Annotated in this window: 16 protein-coding genes; 12 read left to right on the top strand and 4 right to left on the bottom strand. The window is 66.8% G+C overall.

Going from position 1 to position 18,506, the window contains the following annotated elements; translation table 11 throughout:
* Nucleotides 1-110 precede the first annotated feature (110 nt).
* On the bottom strand, nt 111-743 hold the full coding sequence (locus bpln_RS05440) for a hypothetical protein (RefSeq protein WP_042624325.1): 633 nt from the start codon (nt 741-743) through the stop codon (nt 111-113).
* Nucleotides 740-1,291 (bottom strand): glycoside hydrolase family 108 protein, encoded by a 552-nt coding sequence (locus tag bpln_RS05435; RefSeq protein WP_042624324.1) that lies wholly within the window; start codon nt 1,289-1,291, stop codon nt 740-742. Before bpln_RS05435 ends, bpln_RS05440 begins: the two co-directional genes overlap by 4 nt.
* 412 nt (nt 1,292-1,703) lie before the next feature.
* Between bpln_RS05435 and bpln_RS05430 the strand changes: the two genes are divergently transcribed.
* Nucleotides 1,704-2,330: a glutathione S-transferase family protein gene (locus bpln_RS05430; RefSeq protein ID WP_042624323.1), complete on the top strand. Its 627-nt coding sequence runs from the start codon at nt 1,704-1,706 to the stop codon at nt 2,328-2,330.
* Between the two features lie 254 nt (nt 2,331-2,584).
* Nucleotides 2,585-3,694 carry a transketolase-like TK C-terminal-containing protein gene (locus bpln_RS05425; RefSeq protein ID WP_055138266.1) on the top strand — a complete coding sequence of 370 codons (1,110 nt, stop codon included), beginning with the start codon at nt 2,585-2,587 and terminating at the stop codon, nt 3,692-3,694.
* Between the two features lie 121 nt (nt 3,695-3,815).
* Here bpln_RS05425 and bpln_RS05420 read toward each other — a convergent pair whose 3' ends face one another.
* Nucleotides 3,816-4,541, bottom strand: coding sequence for a LuxR family transcriptional regulator (locus bpln_RS05420; RefSeq protein WP_042624321.1), 726 nt, complete (start codon nt 4,539-4,541; stop codon nt 3,816-3,818).
* A 1,642-nt stretch (nt 4,542-6,183) separates the two neighbouring features.
* Here bpln_RS05420 and bpln_RS05415 point away from each other — a divergent pair.
* The 8 genes from bpln_RS05415 to bpln_RS05380 all read left to right on the top strand — a co-directional run bounded on the left by bpln_RS05415 (nt 6,184) and on the right by bpln_RS05380 (nt 12,796).
* Nucleotides 6,184-7,221 carry an aromatic ring-hydroxylating oxygenase subunit alpha gene (locus tag bpln_RS05415; protein WP_055138265.1) on the top strand — a complete coding sequence of 346 codons (1,038 nt, stop codon included), beginning with the start codon at nt 6,184-6,186 and terminating at the stop codon, nt 7,219-7,221.
* A 29-nt stretch (nt 7,222-7,250) separates the two neighbouring features.
* Nucleotides 7,251-7,727 carry a cupin domain-containing protein gene (locus tag bpln_RS05410; RefSeq protein ID WP_042624319.1) on the top strand — a complete coding sequence of 159 codons (477 nt, stop codon included), beginning with the start codon at nt 7,251-7,253 and terminating at the stop codon, nt 7,725-7,727.
* A gap of 438 nt (nt 7,728-8,165) precedes the next feature.
* Nucleotides 8,166-9,359, top strand: coding sequence for a pyridoxal phosphate-dependent aminotransferase (locus bpln_RS05405; RefSeq protein ID WP_042624318.1), 1,194 nt, complete (start codon nt 8,166-8,168; stop codon nt 9,357-9,359).
* The gene (locus tag bpln_RS05400; protein ID WP_244132094.1) at nt 9,352-9,867 is read left to right on the top strand and encodes a DUF6190 family protein; all 516 of its coding nucleotides are present in this window, start codon (nt 9,352-9,354) and stop codon (nt 9,865-9,867) included. Before bpln_RS05405 ends, bpln_RS05400 begins: the two co-directional genes overlap by 8 nt.
* Nucleotides 9,857-10,663, top strand: a complete 807-nt coding sequence (locus bpln_RS05395) for a dihydrodipicolinate synthase family protein (RefSeq protein WP_055138263.1) — start codon at nt 9,857-9,859, stop codon at nt 10,661-10,663. Before bpln_RS05400 ends, bpln_RS05395 begins: the two co-directional genes overlap by 11 nt.
* Entirely contained in the window at nt 10,660-11,493 is an 834-nt protein-coding gene (locus bpln_RS05390) for an iron-containing redox enzyme family protein (protein WP_055138262.1), read from the top strand. Before bpln_RS05395 ends, bpln_RS05390 begins: the two co-directional genes overlap by 4 nt.
* Nucleotides 11,494-11,637: 144 nt before the next feature.
* A complete protein-coding gene (locus bpln_RS05385) occupies nt 11,638-11,898 on the top strand; it encodes a Rieske (2Fe-2S) protein (RefSeq protein WP_055138261.1) in 261 nt (86 codons plus the stop codon).
* Nucleotides 11,899-11,983: 85 nt separating this feature from the next.
* Nucleotides 11,984-12,796, top strand: coding sequence for an inositol monophosphatase family protein (locus bpln_RS05380; RefSeq protein ID WP_055138260.1), 813 nt, complete (start codon nt 11,984-11,986; stop codon nt 12,794-12,796).
* Between the two features lie 65 nt (nt 12,797-12,861).
* Here bpln_RS05380 and bpln_RS05375 read toward each other — a convergent pair whose 3' ends face one another.
* The gene (locus tag bpln_RS05375) at nt 12,862-13,326 is read right to left on the bottom strand and encodes a MarR family winged helix-turn-helix transcriptional regulator (protein WP_042624312.1); all 465 of its coding nucleotides are present in this window, start codon (nt 13,324-13,326) and stop codon (nt 12,862-12,864) included.
* Between the two features lie 185 nt (nt 13,327-13,511).
* Here bpln_RS05375 and aceE point away from each other — a divergent pair, with 185 nt between their 5' ends.
* The gene (gene aceE / locus bpln_RS05370; protein ID WP_055138259.1) at nt 13,512-16,184 is read left to right on the top strand and encodes a pyruvate dehydrogenase (acetyl-transferring), homodimeric type; all 2,673 of its coding nucleotides are present in this window, start codon (nt 13,512-13,514) and stop codon (nt 16,182-16,184) included.
* 339 nt (nt 16,185-16,523) lie between these two features.
* Nucleotides 16,524-18,470 carry a 1-deoxy-D-xylulose-5-phosphate synthase gene (gene dxs, locus bpln_RS05365; protein ID WP_055138258.1) on the top strand — a complete coding sequence of 649 codons (1,947 nt, stop codon included), beginning with the start codon at nt 16,524-16,526 and terminating at the stop codon, nt 18,468-18,470.
* Nucleotides 18,471-18,506: the final 36 nt, after the last annotated feature.

Genomic DNA, 18,506 nt, shown 5'->3' with positions numbered 1-18,506 from the left:
GCAACGGCGCCTGCCGCCCGCTCCGCGCCCCCTGCCGCTTCCGTCGCCGCTTCTCCCGCGGCCTCTCCCCACGCTGCTCGCGCCCCTCGCGCGCCTGCGCCCCGCCTGCCCTACTTGCCCGTCGTGCCCGGCGCGTGGCTGCCGGGCGCCATCACCGCCCCCGGCGACACCGCGAAGTCCGCCACCTTCGCGTTCGTCATCGTCGCGTCGCTGGTCGTGCCGAACCAGAACGACAGCGTCTGCTTCAGTTCGTTGAACCAGTAGCCGATCACCGTGCCCACCGTCAGGCTCGTGGTGGCGTCCTTCAGGAGCGTGGCGTTGCCGTGGAACACGAACACGAGGATCGCGATCGCGCCGAACAGCAGCCCGAACGTGATGGTCGGGCGCACCCAGTCGCGCGGCTGCGTGGCCGCCAGCTTGCGCGCGCTGTCGCGATCGGCGGCCTCGGCGGCATACAGCGCCGTGCGCGCCGACAGCTCGGTCTGCTCGCGCTGCGCGGCGATCTGCGCGAGATCGCGTTCGTGATCCATCTCGGCCTGCTTCAGCTTGCCGGCCGCCTCGGGATCGTTCGCGAGCGCGCCCATCACGCTGTCGGGCGACGGATCGGTGCCGAGCGCCTTGGCGATCACCGACGCGGCGAGCCCGACCCCGGAGCCGACCAGCGTGCCCACGCCGGGCACCGCGTTGCCGAGGATCGGCGCGACCTTCGAGACTTCCGCTGCCACATCGCCCCAGGTGCTCATGCCGTCCCTCCCAATGCCCGATTGAGTTGCCAGCCGTATTCGAAGACTTTCTGGCTGGCGTTCTGCTCCGCCAGCTCGATGTAGCGCACCGACTGCTGCGCGGCGATCATGCCCTTCAGCACCGGCTGGCCCGCGCCGCCGCGCTGCGCGTAGAACGCGCGCAGCAGCGCCAGCGTGGACGGCCCGACCTGGCCGTCCACCGTCACCGCCACCTGGTTCGGCACGTTCAGCACGTTCAGCGCGCGCTGCATGAACTTCACGCCGGTGGCCGGCCCCATGTTGACGCCGATGTCGAGCAGCCTGGCGGCCAGCGCCTGGTCGAGCGCGGCGATCTGGTCGAAGCGCGGCGCCGTCCAGTAGTTCTGCCGATAGATCTGCACGGCCAGATCGCGCGGCAGGTCCTGCATCGCGCCCCGGTAGCCGAACGCGCGCGCCGTCGCCTCGGTGATGCCGAAGTTCGTCTCGCCGCCGCGGTCGTCGGGATTGTTGACGTAGCCGCCTTCGCGCGCGATCACGCTGTCGATGTAGTCGTCGGGAATCGTGCTCATCGCGTCCCTCCGAAGCCGGCTTCTTTCCTAAGCATGCCAAAGTAATTCATGGTGGTCTCGTTGTAGCGGATCGTTGATGTTTCCCGCCAGCGCGGCGGCACTCGCGGCGCTGCCAAGCACGCCACCTCGACGACGACGGGATGACGCCAGCTTAGCGAGGCCGCGCGCGGCCGGCGCGGACAATCCGATGCAAATCGGCGCGCGAAAAACCGCGAGCGCCGGCGGCGATGCCGCGAAACCGATGGTTTGGCGCGCAACGCGCGCGCGGCCGGGCGCCGGGACCGGCCCGCCCGCGCGGTGCCCGGTTGCACGCCATGCACCGATCGCGTGCTTGCGCGCCGGTGACGTTCTCGGTACGATTGCATTTGCAATCGTACCGAGAACTCAGATCAACCCGCGGGCACGTGCCAACATGACCTCCAACAGCCTCACGTTCTATACGGCGGATACGCCGAACGGGCAGAAGATCAGCATCTTCCTTCGCGAAGCCAGGCTGAGTTACGAACAGGTGAACCTGAATCTGTCGAAAGGCCAGCAGCGCGAGCCGGCCTTCCTCAAGCTCAATCCCAACGGGAAAATCCCCGTGATCGTCGATCACGAGGCCGGCATCACGCTCGCCGAATCCGGCGCGATCCTGACCTATCTCGCCTCGAAGCACGGCCTGCTGTGGCCGAAGGACTATCGCGAGCAGGCCGTCATCAACCAGTGGCTGCAGTTCCAGATGGGCGCGATCGGCCCGATGCTCGGCCAGCTGTGGTGGTTCACGCACGGCTCGAAGACCGGCAACACCGAGGCCATCCATCGCTACCACAACGAAACGCACCGACTGTACGGCGTGGTGGACCGGCAGCTCGGCGCCTGGCCCTACCTTGCCGGCGATCAGTACACGATCGCCGACATCGCCGCGTTCCCGTGGCTGCGCACCTACGACGAACTCGGCATCGACCCCACGCCCTATTCCAACGTGCAGCGGTGGCTCGATTCGATCGAAAAACGCGGCGCCGTGCGCGACGGGCTGGCCGCCGTCAAGGCCGGGTGACGGCGGCGCCCGTGCCGCCACGCCGGCGGCGGCATGGCGAATCCCGTGCCGCCGTCGCGCCATGCATCGCGCCCGGCCCGGCCGGCGCGCCCTGACCATAGCCCGCGAATCCACGCGGGCACGCCCTTCGACGCGGCCACGCCAGGTCCGTACACGTTGGCGCGACGAGACCAGCCTTGCCCGACACGCGGCGCCGATCCGATCGCATCGGCGCCGCGCACGACTCACGCAGCCACGCCATCCGAGGCTCCAGAATGGACACGATGCTTCTCAAACGCACCCGACACACGGAGCATGCCGCGCAGGCCTGCATCCGCTGCGTCGAGGACACCCGCGGCGACGAAGGCGGCCACGATTCTCCGCTGCTCATCGCGTCGGAACTGATCCGCAACCTGCATCAGGACGCCGTGGTCGACGGGCAGTTCTGGTTCGTCGACGACCGCGCGGACCAGCAGCAGCGCAACGCGGCGATCGGCGCGTGGCCGCTGTGGATCAGCGAACGTGCGCGCAACGACGAGCGCCCGCTGTTCTATCTCACGCAGTCGCCCACCTCGCGCCATCTCTCGATGCTGACCGCGCAGACGGCCGAGCGCGGCATCATCCTGAACGACATCGAATCGTCGCCGTCCCGCTGGGCCAAGGGCGCGCATCCGTGGCTGCCGCTCTGGCTCGCCTCGAACCGCCAGTGCATGCCGTTCGATCCGGCCTGCGGCGAGGAGGTCAAGGCGATCGTGGCCGGCGCGCTGCACGACCTCTACATGAAGGGCGAGCCGGGCTTCTGCTACCTGACGCTGCACGGCGAACCGATCGAGACGTTCCGCTGCGACCGGACCCAGGCCTACCTCGGCATGTATCGCCTGTCGGAACCGCGCGCGTCGCAGCCCCACGTCCGGCTGCTCGGCGCCGGGCTCGTGCTGCGCGAGGTACGCGCCGCGGCGCAACTGCTCAAGGACGACTGGGGCGTCGAGAGCGAGGTGTGGAGCTGCCCGAGCTACACCCGGCTCGCGCGCGACGCGGCCGACGCGCAGCGCTGGAACGCCAGCCTCGGCAGCTGCGCGCGCCGCACCTCGCACCTGCATGCCTGCCTGAACCGCAACCGCCAGCCGGTGGTCGCCGTGACGGCCTATGCCGAATTCGTCGCCGCCCAGCTGGGCGCCTACCTCGACGCGCCGTTCGCCGTGCTCGGCGCCGACACCTTCGCGCCGAACCGGTGTCCGGACCGGCGCTGGATCGCCTACCGCGCCCTCAACGCGCTGAGCCAGCAAGGGCAGTTCGACGGCGCGGATCTGGCCCGGGCGCTCGACCTCTACGGGCTTGGCGAACTCGTCCCGCCCCGCGCGCATGCCGGCGGCGCGTCCGCGTGAACGCGGCGCCCCGCCCGCTCGCAGCCCCCACCGTGCCGGGCCGCGCGAGCCGCAGCGGCTCGTGGCGGCCCGCGCGCGACGCGCACCGCGCCCACGCCGTGCCGCGCGAGCGCCAAGCCCGTCAGCCCTCGCTCAACGCGGCCAGCCCGAGCCGCGACGCGACGATCACGGCCTGCTTGGCGGTCGACACGTCGAGCTTCTGCACGACGTTCGCCATGTGGTACTTGACGGTCCGCTCGCGAATCCCGCAGATGTCGGCGATCTCGTTGTACGACTTGCCCATGGCGGCCCATTTGAGCACGGTGCGCTCGCGTAGCGTGAGCGACTCGACCCGGTGCCGCGAGTCGGGCGGCTTCGCGTTGATCCTGCTGTGAAACAGCACCAGCGCGAGCTGGATCGCGCCTTTCACGCGCTCGATCTCGGCCCGGAACTCGGGCCGCCCGCCGCGATTGAAGAAGCTGAGCATGCCCATGTACTGGTACGGATCGTGGACCGTGAACACGTAGCCGTCGTGCAGTTCGAACTCGCGGCGCAACACCTCGAATTCCGACTGGTCGGGCAGCCGCTGCTGCCTGAACGCCTCGGCCCACGAAAACGGCGCGACGCTCTGGATCGCGTGCAGGACCACCGGATCGACGCGATGAAACGCGCGGCGCCGGTATTCCTGCTGCAGGGCGATCGGATAGCTCGAAAGAAAGCAGCCGATCTCCAGCGAATTCTTGTCGATCATGGCATAGGCGAACGGGTAATCGATCTCGGCGGGCAGATGCTCGATCAGTACGGCCAGGCTCGGGTCGTCGCCCAGCCGGATCAACGGCGAGGCCTTGTTGGTTTCACCGCCCATCATGCGTTACCCCCGCGCAGGCAAGCCGGCCGCCAGCGATGCGCCGCGCGCCCTCGCGCGTTCGCGCCCGGGGCCGGCGCGTACCGGCGCGCGCCGCGTGGCGCGCGCGTGCCTGGGACCGATGCCACGCGGCCCGGCGCATGAGAAACACGAGGCGCGGCCGGGCACGGCCGGCCGCGCGATGCGGATCACCAACGATCCACGGGATTTCAGCTCGACAATCTGCCTCGCGCTCGCGACGACGGAGAATGGCTGCATGGACTGCGGTCTCCTGTCTTGTTGGTTTTTGCGGTGCCGGAGGCGGCGCTCCGGCATGAATGCCGCTTGACTGACTCGCCGGATCGGCCGGTTGCCGGCCTGGCAGGCCGGCGTGAATGCCGCGATATCCGCCGCCGGCTGTGCTTCACCGGCCCGGCGCGCCGTAATGCATTTGTAATTGACAATTATGTCACATGATCCGGATTCTCGGCGGTTTTCCTGAAATTGTCGATGTCGGGAATCGGTTTCCAGAATTTCTCCGCCTCGTTCAAATCGGCGGATGCCAATTCCATGACAGCAACATGCCGGCCTGGAAAATAGGCGGAACCGACACTTAAATCATTTTGTTATTCATATTCGGCTATTGCAAATTCCGGCAATCGCGGTGGCGGGATGCGCCGCAGGTCCCGACAGTGCGCCGCCAGGAGCCGGCCGATACCGTGGACACATCGCAAAGTCGGCCACCCTGCCGGCTTTCGGAAGCATCGCGCGGTGACCCGGGCATTGTCCGACACCCCCCGCGCGTCACGCCATGTCGCCCGCATGCAGGTTCGCAAAAAATCGACTTGCTGATCCGGATCGAAAAAGCGACGTAAGCCGCATCAATCGAATCAATCATGCGCCGCATCAGTACGCGGCGAATTACGCAATACTACGTATATCAGGGAAACGGCAATCCGTTGCAAACGCCATATCAATGTCCAACTCGGCAAACCGCCTGAATTCCGCAATTCGTTTCATATTGTTATATAGCAGTCGATTGGTGCGCCACAACATCCCCGGCAAACCCTTTATTTGTCTGGCTTTCGCAAATTCCACCGGAATTCCCGATCGGCACTGGAAATAAAAACCTGCACCTACGTACAGTTTTTTAAATATCAAACTCAGAGCAGGCTACGGAAACTTTCCAAAAGCCTGGATTCGAAAACACGGCCGCGGAAAATTACGGCAGTTACATGATTTTCTGAATCCGGAAACAAAACAGGATCTCGATATCGAAATTCGCGTAATAAATGGCGAAACCGGAATAACAAAATACCGGTTTCGTGAACGGGGTCCACGGCGCCGCGCCGGCTGATCCGGCCGATCCGGCAGCCGCGCGATCCGTGACCGATGCGCGGCGCCTGAGTCGTGTCTGCCTGCAGATGCCGCACCGTCAACTGGAGTGAGACAGCCGCATGAGCCATCCCAGGAACAGCCCGGTTCGCCGGCGGCCGGCGAGCGCGCGGGCGGTGTCGCTCGATCGCCCCGGCGGGCACGGCCCGCCCGCCGGCGCCCGGGCAAGACGTGGCGTACCGGCGGCCGATGGCAGCCCCATCGGCCGCCGTTGGATACCGTTCAACGTCTCCGGCGTTCACACCCGGAGCGCGCTCCTACCTGGATCGATATGCTGACGACACAACACAACTCGCTGCGCCGTTTCTGGTACCCGGTGGCCCGCGCGGTGGACGTGACGGACGCCCCGCTGGCCGTGACCATCCTCGGCGAGCCGCTCGCGCTCTGGCGCACCGGCGAGAACGAATTCGGCGTGGTCAGGGACAAGTGCCCGCATCGCTCGGCCCGGCTGTCGAGCGGCTGGGTCGATCAGGGCAACCTGGTGTGCCCGTATCACGGCTGGACCTACAACGGCGTCGGCGCCTGCGTGCGGATTCCGCAAATGCCGATGAAGAAGCCGTCGGAGCGGATCGTCGTCGACCATTACCGCTGCCGGACGAAATACGGCTACGTGTGGGTCGCGCTCGACGAACCGATCCACGACATCCCCGATTTTCCCGAGGCCGCCGATCCCGGCTTCTACCAGATCCACGAGTTCATGGAGGTGTGGAACTGCAGCGGGCTGCGCATCCTCGAGAACGGGCTCGACAACTCGCATTTCGCGTTCGTCCATCGCAAGACCTTCGGGCTGGCCGAGATGCCGGAGCCGGCGCCGGCCCGCTACGAGGACACCGAGACGGGTTTCAACATGTACAGCGACGTGCTCGTGAACAACCCGGGCCTGCAGAAGGACAACCTCGGGATCGGCAGCGAGCAGACCACGCGCTACATGGAGCACAACTGGTTCGCGCCGTTCGGCCGCCGGATGCGCATCCAGTACCCCAACCAATTGGTCCACACGATCATCACCTGGGCCACGCCGATCAACGACCGCCAGTCGCTGTTCGTGCAGTTCGCGTTCCGCAACGACGCCGACCGCGATCCGGACCTGGATGACATCGTGGCATGGGACCGCGCCGTCACGAACGAGGATCGCGGCATCCTGGAGACGACCGACTGGGACACGCCGCTGACGCTGACCGAGGAATTCCACATGGCATCGGACATGCCGGGGATCAAGATGAGACGAAAGATCAACGACATCTTCGAGCAATTCGACACTAAAGCCCCGGCCCAGTGGCTCGAGGTTCTAGATGTAACCGAGCGTTAACTCACCCCGCAATCTGGAGACATCCAACCATGAGCGCTTTCGGCAAGATCGTCGTTTCGCCCAAACAGGAAAACAAGGTCATCCGCGTCCTCGACACGGTCGACATCACCATCCGCATGAGCCGCAAGGCCACCGGCGGCCGGTTCGCCATCTTCGAGGAGTGCGTGCCGCCCGGTTACGGCGTGCCGTTCCATCTGCACAAGAACGAGGACGAGATGTTCTACATCGTCGAGGGCAAGTACCAGATCTGGTGCGACAAGCAAACCCTGATCGCCGAACCCGGCGACACGGTGCTGCTGCCCCGCAACGTACCGCATTCGTTCTACAACGCCGGCGACACCGTCAGCAAGACGATCAACACCTATCTGCCGGGCGGCTTCGACGAATTCGTCGAAGTGCTCTCGACGATGGGCAACGACATCGACCTGACCAACCTCGGCGAGCTCGGCGTGAAGTACGGCATTTCCTATACGTCCCACGCGCCGTGGGAAGACAAGGCGGCCTGAAGCCGGCGCCGCGAACGAATCACGGGAGCCGTTGTTCGACCACCGGCTCCACGAGAACCGAAGTGCCACGTCAAGAGCACTGTCGTACCGATGGCCAGCATTGCGAGGATGGCATGTTTGAAAGACGAAGTCGCTCCAATACGCTCAAACTCTATCGGCGTCAGCCGTCGGCCTTCCGGCCCGGCATGTTCGCCCTCCGCCGCGCCAGCGCGCCCGGCGGCCTCAGCGGTAAGCCCGGCACGCGTCGCCGCGTGCCGGGTGCCCGAATCGCGACACTGGCCCATTGTCGAGCAAGCCTCATGTAACCACGCCGTGACGAGACACGCGGCCACGAGGGAACGCCGATTGCCACGGCGCCACCCGCCGGCCCGCGTGCTCGCCCTTTGACAAGACAGCGTGCCCGCCCGGACCACGCTGGATACCTGAGAGACTGAGATCATGGACGTCCTTACCGAACACATCGCCGATACCGACAACCAGGCCAAGGAAGACATCACGCAGCACGAGATTTCGGCGCTGAAGACGCGCTTCAACCTCGCCGACGCGCACACCCACCAAGGCCAGAGCCCGTCGCAGAAGGGCATCGTCGAAAGCCTGCCGTACCTCTGGTACAAGGCCGCGTCGGAAACCCAGCACCAGGCCGAGCAGGCCTTCATCGAGGCGTTCTATCGGCTGCACGGCCAGCACCGCGCGCTGCAACGCAAGGACGAGATCTACCTGGTCTATGCCGCGTCGATCGCGATGCACATCACGGCCACCTTCCTGCGCAAGCGCAACCTGCGCGTGGGCCTGATCGAGCCGTGCTTCGACAACCTGCACGACCTGCTCAAGCACATGGAAGTGCCGATGTCGGCGCTCGACGAATCGCTGTTCGAGCAGCCCGGGCGGATCTACGCCAACCTGCAGAAGCACGCCTCGCAGATCGACGCGATCTTCCTCGTCGATCCGAACAACCCGACCGGCGCGAGCCTGTTCGCCGACGGCGCCGAGCCGTTCAGGGAAGTGGTCCGCTACTGCAAGGACCACGGCAAGATCCTGATCCTCGACTTCTGCTTCTCGGCGTTCATCCTGACCTCCGGGCGCGAGCGCATCGACGCCTACGCGATCATGGAAGACGCCGGCGTGAGCTACATCGCGATGGAGGACACCGGCAAGACCTGGCCGCTGCAGGACGCCAAGTGCGCGACCGTCACCTCGAGCCGCAACCTCAACGCCGACATCTACAGCATCGTCACGAGCGTGCTGCTGAACGTCTCGCCGTTCATCCTCAACGTCGTCACGCAATACATCAAGGACAGCGTCAATGACGGCTTCCGCTCGGTGCGCGAAGTGCTGGCGATCAACCGCGCCAGCGCGATCCAGCACCTGAACGGCAAGATCCTGTCCTACTGCGAGCCGAAGGTGGAGACCAGCGTGGGCTGGTTCCGCATCGTCGACGAACGCGTCTCGGCCGACGAGCTGCATGCTCACCTGCTGAAGTCCAACGTCTACGTGCTGCCGGGCAAGTATTTCTACTGGAAGCATCCGGAACGCGGCCAGCGCTTCGTGCGCATCGCGCTCGCGCGCGACCCGGAGATCTTCCGCCAGGCGATGGCCGCGATGAAGTCGGCGCTGGAGAGCTATCATGCGTAACACGATGCCGTTCATCGATGCCTCGCTGTTCCTCGGCATGCATCATGGCGACCGGGTGATCCGCACGCGTTCGCTGGACTTCTTCCATGGCCACTTCACGATCGGGGCCAGGATGAATTTCGAGCAGATCGGCATCTGCGACTCGGTCATCTGGCGGCAGCCGCGCGAAACCCAGGACGACTACTACCCGTTCATGGATGTGCTGCACACCGACATGACATTCGTGCGGCAGGGCTACGAGACGCGCCACCTGCTGACCGCGTACTCGGACGAGCGGCTCGCCCACCTGCGTGCCGAGCAGAAGCTGCTGGTGGCGCAGGTGCTGGCCGCCGAGGCCAAGCTCTACACGCACGATCCGGCGCTGCGCAGCCTGCCGTGCCTGGCCGAGCATCTCGGTTCATTCGACGAGGCGTCGGCCGCGGGCAGCTTCCCGACCGAGCTCGAAAACCTCTATCACCGCTCGAAGGCGTTTCTGCTGACGGGCGAGGAGTGGTTCCATGTCAACTGATTCCGCGCTCTACGTGCCGCTCGTCACGCCGCTCACCGAACAGGGCGAAGTCTGCCCGACCGGCGTCGCGCGGCTGATCGCGAACACCACGCGCCACGCCACCGGCTTCATCGCCTGCCTCACCTCGGGCGAGGGCTGGCTGCTCGACGAAACGCGCTGGGAAGCGATGCTGCGCGCGACGCTGGCCGTGGCCGGCGGCCAGCGCGTGATCGCCGGCATCGAGCGGGCGACCACCGCCGAAGTGGTGCGCTACGCCACCAAGGCGCAGGCGCTCGGCGCGCAGGCCGTGATGTTCCCGACGCCGTTCGGCACGGCGGTGTCGCAGGCCGAGATGGTCGCGCACTTCACCGCCGTCCACGACGCGACCGACCTGAAGCTGTACATCTACAACGAAACCTCGCTGTCGCAGAACACGGCAACGCTCGAGACCCTGCTCGAGATCGCCCGGCTGCCGCGCGTGGTCGGGATCAAGGACTCCCCGCCCGAGCTGCGCAGCCAGACCGACATCGACCGCCTGCGCAACGCAGGGCTGGCCTACTACCTGGGCTGGGAGCACTGGCTCTGCACCGGCCTGGAGTCGGACGGCCAGACCGTCTCGCTCGCCAACCTCGAACCGGCCGTGTGCCGGCTGGCGACGCGCTCGTCGGACCCGGCGCTGCGCGAGTTCATCGGCGAGCTGACGGTGAGGTTCGGGCTGGACCAGGAAGACTGGTACCGGCACATCAAGGAGGAACTGACCGAGCGCGGCATCCTCGCGTCGAATCAAATCGTGGCTGTGGAGGTGAATCTGTCATGAGTGAACTGCAAAGGGCGTTGTACATCGCCAATCGCGCGCAAACCAAGCGCCTCATCCCCGTCGAGGAGCGGCTGCTCGCCTTCGAACGGGACTGGACCAGCTCGACGATCAGCCGGGTCTCGCCTGCCGACCTGCCGGCCGATCTCGCGGAACTGCAGAAGCGCCTCGCGGCGCTGATCAAGCAGGACGAGGAGGACGACGCCGAGAGCGTGCGCTACGTGGCCGAGCAGATGTCGCTCGACGAATTCCGGATCCTGGTGCAGGAATTCGCCACCGACGGCCTGACCGAGGCCCAGGTGTTCTATTTCCTGATGCCGCGGCTCTCGCTGGAGGCGCAGATGCCGGTACTGCGGATGATGGTCGACGAGTTCGGCTCGGGCAACCTGCAGCGCTCGCACACCGCGCTCTACATCAAGCTGCTCGACGAACTGGGGCTGCCGACCGACCTGAACTACTACATCGACAACGTCTCGCCGGACGCGCTCGCGTTCGTCAACATGTTCTACTGGCTGTCGGTGCGGGCCGACGATCCGTCGTACTTCGCCGGCGTCATCACCTACTTCGAGAGCATCATCCCCTCGTTCTTCCTCTGCTACACGCGTGCCTGCGAGCGGCTCGGCGTCAGCGCGCACCACTACTACAGCGAGCACGTCCACATCGACGTGTTCCATGCCATCGAAGGCCACCGCCTGCTGCGCGCGATGGACAAGTCCGGGCAGCTCGACTGCGCGAAGGCATGGCAGGGCGTGTGCTTCGGCCGGGAAATCACCACCCAGGCGTTCGAGGCGTCCGTCAGCAAGGCCCGGCACTACGCCAGCGAGTACTCGTGAGCGGCACGTGCGCCGCGCCCTTTTCGGCGCGGCGCACGTCGTCGTGACCGGGCCTTCGTCACCATCCACTCCGGAGAAGCGGCCGCCGGAGCGGCGCGCGCGAACCCTCGCGCGTGCGCCGCGCCGCGCGCGCCACCAACGCACATGAACAATCTCGACGACTACGAAGAAAACGAAACCTTCACGATCCACCTCGACGACGTGGACGTGACGATCCCGAAGCACTGCCCGCATCGCCACGGCTGGCTCACGCACGGCGTGATCAACCGGCAGAAGAAGACCATCGCCTGCCCGCTGCACTTCTCGCAGTTCAGCCTCGAGACGGGCGAACGGCTGACCGGGCCGTCCTGCGGAGACCTGGTCATCGTGGTGCGTGAACGCAAGGGCGCGACGCTCGACAAGTAGGCCGGCCGATCACGCGCCGGGCGTTGCCCGATGCCGTGCCGTCGCCGCGCGTCGCCGTGTACCCATCAGGACATGGAATTTTGTTATGACAACCATAAATTCGAAATTCCCGCACGGCGAGGCGCAGCAATACATCGAGGCGATGCTGCGGCCGGTCCACGATGCCGGCAAGCTCGCCAAGCGCCGGTTCTTCACCGACGTGCGCGTGTCGGAACTGGCCGACTTCGACTGCATCGTGGACGAGGTCAACCTCGCCTGCGAGAAGCTGATCATCAAGGGGATCCGCTGCATCGACGGCTCCCATCCGATCCATTCGGCGAAGTCGGCGGTATCGGGGGGCACCGCCGACTGGAGCTGGATCGTCGATCCGCTCGATGGTACGCACAACTACCTATCGGCGATCCCGCTGTTCGGCGTCACGCTCACGCTCTGCCATCTGGACGAGCCGGTCGCCGCGATCCTCTACGACGCCTATCAGGACGAGATGGTCCACGGCATTCGCAACGGGCCGATCTTCCACAATCAGGTGCCGCTGCGCGAGCTGTCCACCGGCCAGTCCCTCAGGCACTCGACGATCGGCTGGATGCAGGGCCACGCGATGCGGGACGATCCGCTCGCGCGGCAGATCCGGGAAATCGTCGAGCGGCATTCGAAGCGGCTGCTCGCCACCTGGTCGCCCGTGATCGACACGATCAAGATCGCCACCGGCAGGTTCGGCGGCACCGTGTCGTTCGACGGCGCCAGCACCGACGTGTCGGCCGCGCAGGTCATCATCCCCGCGCTCGGCGGCAAGGTGGTGCGCTTCTCGCGCGACGGCGCCGATCGCGGCTTCATCATCGGCGCCTCGCAGCACGTGGCCGAACTGTCGGGCCACATCCAGCAGGCGATCAGCGGATAGCGCAGCGACCGGACTCGAAGGAATGCCGCGAGCCCGCGCGGCTCAAGCCCGCGCGGCTCAAAGCGTCAGGCCGCGGCGCCCTTCGAGGAATAGGCTTCGCGCGCGGCATGCGCGGCGCGGTCGAGCGCGCTCGCGAACAGCCGGCGCTGCTCGGCGTCGAATTGCGACACGAACAGTTCGGCGACGGTGGCCTCGTAGATCTTCCACATCTTCTTGCGCAGCGTGCGCCCTTCCTTCGTGATCGCCACGAAGGCGGCGCGGCCGTCGTCGGCCGAGCGCGTGCGGGTGACGAGCCCCTCGGCTTCGAGGCGATCGACGAGGCGGGTCAGGTTGTAGCGCTCGACGGCCAGCGAGTCGGCCAGTTCGTGCATGCGGCGCGAGCCTTCGGGGCTGCTTTCGATGCCCCAGAGAATGTCGTACCACGCATAGGCGGGCAGTTTCGCCTCGGCCAGGCGGCGCTCGATCTCACGAATCAGTCGTCGATGGGTCCTGACAAACGAGAACCAGAGATCAGGCTCATGGGTGGGCACGGCGGGGCTCCTGGAGAATCGATTGTAGTTGCAATTCTACTCTATGCCGATACAATCGCTCTCGTTGCAATTGCAACTCATATCTGGACGAGACGACCCCTCTCGCGTTGCGCGCAGTCCTTGCGGCTTGCCGTTGCTATCTGGTCGGGCTGCCCCCCGGCCATCTATTTCTATGGAGCTATGTCATGAACCAACCGTCCACGCTACCGGACGTTGACCCACAGGAAACCCGCGAGTGGCTGGAGGCAATGCAGGCTGTAGTGGAAGTCGAGGGGCGCCCGCGCGCGCACTATCTGATCGATCAGCTGCTGGACTACGACGTGGGCACGCACGGCGATCTGTACGCGCGCGTCACGACCCCTTACGTCAACACGATTCCGGCAAAAAACCAGCCGCACTATCCGGGCGACCTCGCCATCGAGCGGCGCCTGGGCGCCTACATCCGCTGGAACGCGATGGCGATGGTGCTGCGCGCGGGCCGGCACTCGAACGTGGGCGGACACATCGCGACCTACGCCTCGGCCGCGGTGCTCTATGAAACGGGCTTCAATCACTTTTTCCGCGGTCGCACCGAATCGTTCGACGGCGATCTCGTCTACATCCAGGGCCACTCGGCGCCCGGCATCTATGGCCGCGCGTTCCTCGAAGGCCGCATCAGCGAGGAACAGCTGGAGAACTTCCGCCGCGAGGCGGGCCGCGACGGCATCTCGTCCTACCCTCACCCGCGGCTGATGCCGAACTTCTGGCAGTTCCCGACCGTGTCGATGGGGCTGGGGCCGCTGACGGCCGCCTATCAGGCGCGCTTCATGCGCTACCTCGAATATCGCGGCCTGAAGCAGCATCAGGGCCGCAAGGTGTGGGCCTTCCTCGGCGACGGCGAGATGGACCAGCCGGAATCGCTGGCGGCGATTTCGCTGGGCGGGCGCGAAAGCCTCGACAACCTGATCTTCGTCGTCAACTGCAACCTGCAGCGGCTCGACGGGCCAGTGCGCGGCAACAGCAAGGTGATGCAGGAACTGGAAGGCAATTTCCGCGCCGCGGGCTGGAACGTCATCAAGGTGGTGTGGGGCAGCGGCTGGGACCGCCTGCTCGAACAGGACCGCACGGGGCTGCTGCGCCGGCGCATGATGGAGTGCGTCGACGGCGATTACCAGACTTTCAAGTCGCAGAACGGCGCCTACGTGCGCGAACATTTCTTCGGCAAGTATCCCGAGCTGCTGGAAATGGTGGCCGACATGTCCGACGACGAGATCTGGGCGCTCTCGCGCGGCGGCCACGATCCGGAGAAGGTCTACGCCGCCTATGAGCGCGCGGTAAATCACAAGGGCCAGCCGACCGTGATCCTGGCCAAGACGGTCAAGGGCTTCGGGATGGGCGAGGCCGGTGAAGGCCAGAACATCAACCACCAGTTGAAGAAGATGAGCGCGGACGCCGTGCGCGTGTTCCGCGACCGCTTCGCGCTGCCGCTGTCCGACGAGCAACTGGCCGAGATGGCCTACCTGAAGCCGGAGCCGGGCAGCGAGGAGGCGCGCTACTTCGAGCAGCGCCGCGCGAGCCTGGGCGGCCACGTGCCGGCCCGCTTCAGCGACGTGCCGCGCCTCGACGTGCCGCCGCTGTCGGCGTTCGCGAGCCAGCTGAAGGACAGCGGCGATCGCGGCGCCTCCACCACCATGGCATTCGTGCGGATCCTCTCCACGCTGCTGAAGGATCCGAACCTGAGCAAGATCGTGGTGCCGATCGTGCCCGACGAATCGCGCACGTTCGGCATGGAAGGCATGTTCCGCCAGATCGGCATCCACTCGTACATGGGCCAGCTCTACACGCCGCAGGATGCCGGCCAGCTCAGCTACTACAAGGAAGCCAAGGACGGCCAGATCCTGCAGGAAGGGATCAACGAGTCGGGCGCGATCTCGTCGTGGATCGCGGCCGGCACGTCCTACAGCACGCACGGCCTGACCACCATCCCGTTCTACATCTTCTATTCGATGTTCGGGCTGCAGCGCGTGGGTGACCTGGCCTGGGCGGCCGGCGACGCCCGCACGCGCGGCTTCCTGCTGGGCGCCACCTCGGGCCGCACCACGCTGATGGGCGAAGGGCTGCAGCACGACGACGGCCACAGCCACGTGCTGTCGTCGGTGATTCCCTGCTGCGTGTCGTACGACCCGACCTTCTCCTACGAGCTGGCGGTGATCATCCAGGACGGCCTGCGCCGCATGTATCAGGAGCAGGAAGACGTCTTCTACTACATCACGCTGCTCAACGAGAACTACCCGCACCCGGGGCTGCCGGAAGGCGCCGAGGCCGGCATCCTGAAGGGCCTTTACCAGTTCAGCAAAGGCGCCGCCACCGAGGCCGACGCACCGCGCGTGCAGCTGATGGGCAGCGGCTCGATCCTGCGCGAAGTGATCGCGGCCGCGGAACTGCTCAAGCAGGACTTCTCGATCGACAGCGACGTCTGGAGCGCCACGAGCCTGACCGAGCTGCGCCGCGAAGGGCTGCAGGCCGAACGCTGGAACCTGCTGCATCCGGACGACGAGCAGCGCACCCCCTACGTGCAGCAGTGCCTGCACGGCCACACGGGGCCGCTGGTGGTGGCGACCGACTACATGAAGATCGTCGGCGACCAGATCCGCCCGTATGTCACGGACCGCCGGCTCGTCTCGCTCGGCACCGACGGCTTCGGCCGCTCGGACACGCGCGAGTCGCTGCGCACGTTCTTCGAGGTCGACCGCCACTTCATCGTGCTGGCCGCGCTGAAGGCGCTCGCCGACGACGGCAAGATCGCCCGCGCACGCGTCGGCGAGGCGATCAAGCGCTACGGCATCGACACCGAGAAGCTCGATCCGACCACGGTCTGATCGTCTGACCGCGCGCTTCACCGCGGCCGCGCCCGGGGGGCGGGCCGGCCGCATGCGCGACGGGGCGGCCGACGGGAATGAATGCATCGGCCCGCGCAAGCCCGATGCGCTCCCGGCGGCATCGCGCGAGTGTCGGCGCGGGCCGTCGGCCGTGGCGCGTGGGGCCGCCTTGCCGCTCGCGGTTCCCGCGCGTCGGTCGGCTGTCGCCCGGGCCGATGCTGCCCGGCTACGGCCCGCGCGACACCTCGGGCCGGATCACGCCGCGCGCGCGGCACGCGGCACGACAGCCGCCGCACCGACGACGCACCGTGCCGCGGGTTCTCCCACCATGGAACGACCATGTACGACTTGCTGAACACCATCGACGATCCGGCGGACCTGCGCCGCCTCGATCGTCGCCAGCTGCGTCCGCTCGCCGACGAACTGCGCGCCTTCGTGCTCGACAGCGTCTCGAAGACGGGCGGCCATCTCTCGCCGAACCTCGGCACCGTCGAACTGACGATCGCGCTGCACTACGTGTTCGACACGCCGCGCGACCGCATCGTCTGGGACGTCGGCCACCAGACCTATCCGCACAAGATCCTGACCGGCCGCCGCGAGCAGATGCCCACGCTGCGCCAGATCGGCGGCATCTCCGGCTTCCCGGTGCGCACCGAGTCGGTGTACGACACGTTCGGCACCGCGCATTCGAGCACCTCGATCTCGGCGGCGTTCGGCATGGCGGTCGCCGCGAAGCTGCAGGACAGCGAGCGCCGCGCGATCGCCGTGATCGGCGACGGCGCGATGACGGCCGGCATGGCCTTCGAAGCACTGAACAACGCCGGCGTGGCCGACGACGTGCCGCTGATCGTGATCCTCAACGACAACGACATGTCGATCTCGCCGCCGGTCGGCGCGCTGAACCGCCATCTCGCGCGCCTGATGTCGGGCCGCTTCTACGCGGCCGCGCGCGCCGGCGTGGAGCGCGTGCTGAGCGTGGCGCCGCCGATGCTCGACCTGGCCCGCAAGCTCGAGGAGCACGCGAAAGGCATGATCCTGCCGGCCACCATGTTCGAGGAGTTCGGCTTCAACTACCTCGGCCCGATCGACGGCCACGATCTGGACGCGCTGATCCCCACGCTGCGCAACATCAAGGGCCTGCCGGGCCCGCAGTTCCTGCACGTGGTGACGAAGAAGGGCCTCGGCTACAAGCTCGCCGAGGCCGACCCGGTGCTCTACCACGGCCCCGGCAAGTTCAATCCGGCCGAGGGCATCAAGCCGTCGGCAACGCCCGCCAAAAAGACCTACGCGCAGGTGTTCGGCGAATGGCTGTGCGACGCCGCCGAGCTCGACGCGCGCGTGGTCGGCATCACGCCGGCGATGCGCGAGGGCTCGGGCATGGTCGAGTTCGAGAAGCGCTTCCCCGACCGCTACTACGACGTCGGCATCGCCGAGCAGCACGCCGTGACGTTCGCGGCCGGGCTCGCCACCGAGGGCCTGAGGCCCGTGGTGGCGATCTACTCGACGTTCCTGCAGCGCGCCTACGACCAGTTGATCCACGACGTCGCGCTGCAGAACCTGCCGGTGGTGTTCGCGATCGACCGGGCCGGCATCGTCGGCGCCGACGGCGCGACGCACGCGGGCGCCTACGATCATGCGTTCCTGCGCTGCGTGCCGAACCTGACGGTGATGGCCGCCTCGGACGAGAACGAATGCCGCCAGATGCTCTACACCGCGCTGCAGCAGCCGAACCCGACGGCCGTGCGCTATCCGCGCGGCGCCGGCACCGGCGTGGCCACCGTCAGGCAGATGGAGGCGCTGCCGGTCGGCAAGGGCGAGGTGCGGCGCCGCTCCACGCAGCAGGAAGGCCAGCGCATCGCGATCCTCGCGTTCGGCACGATGGTCGCGCCGGCGCTCGCGGCGGCCGAGGAACTCGACGCCACCGTGGCCAACATGCGCTTCGTGAAGCCGCTCGACACCGAACTGGTGCGCCAGCTCGCCGAGACGCACGACGCGATCGTCACGGTCGAGGAAGCCGCCGTGATGGGCGGCGCCGGCTCGGCCTGCCTGGAGGCGCTGACGGCCGCCGGCCTCTTGCGACCCGTGCTGCAACTGGGCCTGCCCGACCGCTTCATCGATCATGGCGACCCGGCCAGGCTGCTCGCCGCCTGCGGCCTCGACGGCGCCGGCATCGCGCGATCGATCCGCGCGCGCTTCATCGAGCCGCCCGCCGACGCCGGCACCGGTCCGTCGAAGAAGCGCGGCGACACGCTCGCGTTCGCGGCGAAAACGGCGCGCTCGGCGTGATGAGGCCGGCAGCGTGCCGCGTGCCGGCCGCGCGCC

The organism is Burkholderia plantarii (assembly GCF_001411805.1).
Classification (GTDB): Bacteria; Pseudomonadota; Gammaproteobacteria; order Burkholderiales; family Burkholderiaceae; genus Burkholderia; species Burkholderia plantarii.
The sequence above is the reverse complement of the archived record's forward strand: the minus strand, read 5'-3'. Positions and strand labels throughout refer to the sequence as shown.

Coding starts and splice junctions, on each gene's coding strand:
- bpln_RS05380 (WP_055138260.1), top strand. CDS start 11,984: ATGACAACCATAAATTCGAAATTCCCGCACGGCGAGGCGCAGCAATAC.
- bpln_RS05395 (WP_055138263.1), top strand. CDS start 9,857: ATGTCAACTGATTCCGCGCTCTACGTGCCGCTCGTCACGCCGCTCACC.
- bpln_RS05400 (WP_244132094.1), top strand. CDS start 9,352: ATGCGTAACACGATGCCGTTCATCGATGCCTCGCTGTTCCTCGGCATG.
- bpln_RS05410 (WP_042624319.1), top strand. CDS start 7,251: ATGAGCGCTTTCGGCAAGATCGTCGTTTCGCCCAAACAGGAAAACAAG.
- bpln_RS05420 (WP_042624321.1), bottom strand. CDS start 4,541: ATGATGGGCGGTGAAACCAACAAGGCCTCGCCGTTGATCCGGCTGGGC.
- bpln_RS05435 (WP_042624324.1), bottom strand. CDS start 1,291: ATGAGCACGATTCCCGACGACTACATCGACAGCGTGATCGCGCGCGAA.
- aceE (WP_055138259.1), top strand. CDS start 13,512: ATGAACCAACCGTCCACGCTACCGGACGTTGACCCACAGGAAACCCGC.
- bpln_RS05430 (WP_042624323.1), top strand. CDS start 1,704: ATGACCTCCAACAGCCTCACGTTCTATACGGCGGATACGCCGAACGGG.
- bpln_RS05415 (WP_055138265.1), top strand. CDS start 6,184: ATGCTGACGACACAACACAACTCGCTGCGCCGTTTCTGGTACCCGGTG.
- dxs (WP_055138258.1), top strand. CDS start 16,524: ATGTACGACTTGCTGAACACCATCGACGATCCGGCGGACCTGCGCCGC.
- bpln_RS05390 (WP_055138262.1), top strand. CDS start 10,660: ATGAGTGAACTGCAAAGGGCGTTGTACATCGCCAATCGCGCGCAAACC.
- bpln_RS05405 (WP_042624318.1), top strand. CDS start 8,166: ATGGACGTCCTTACCGAACACATCGCCGATACCGACAACCAGGCCAAG.
- bpln_RS05385 (WP_055138261.1), top strand. CDS start 11,638: ATGAACAATCTCGACGACTACGAAGAAAACGAAACCTTCACGATCCAC.
- bpln_RS05425 (WP_055138266.1), top strand. CDS start 2,585: ATGGACACGATGCTTCTCAAACGCACCCGACACACGGAGCATGCCGCG.
- bpln_RS05440 (WP_042624325.1), bottom strand. CDS start 743: ATGAGCACCTGGGGCGATGTGGCAGCGGAAGTCTCGAAGGTCGCGCCG.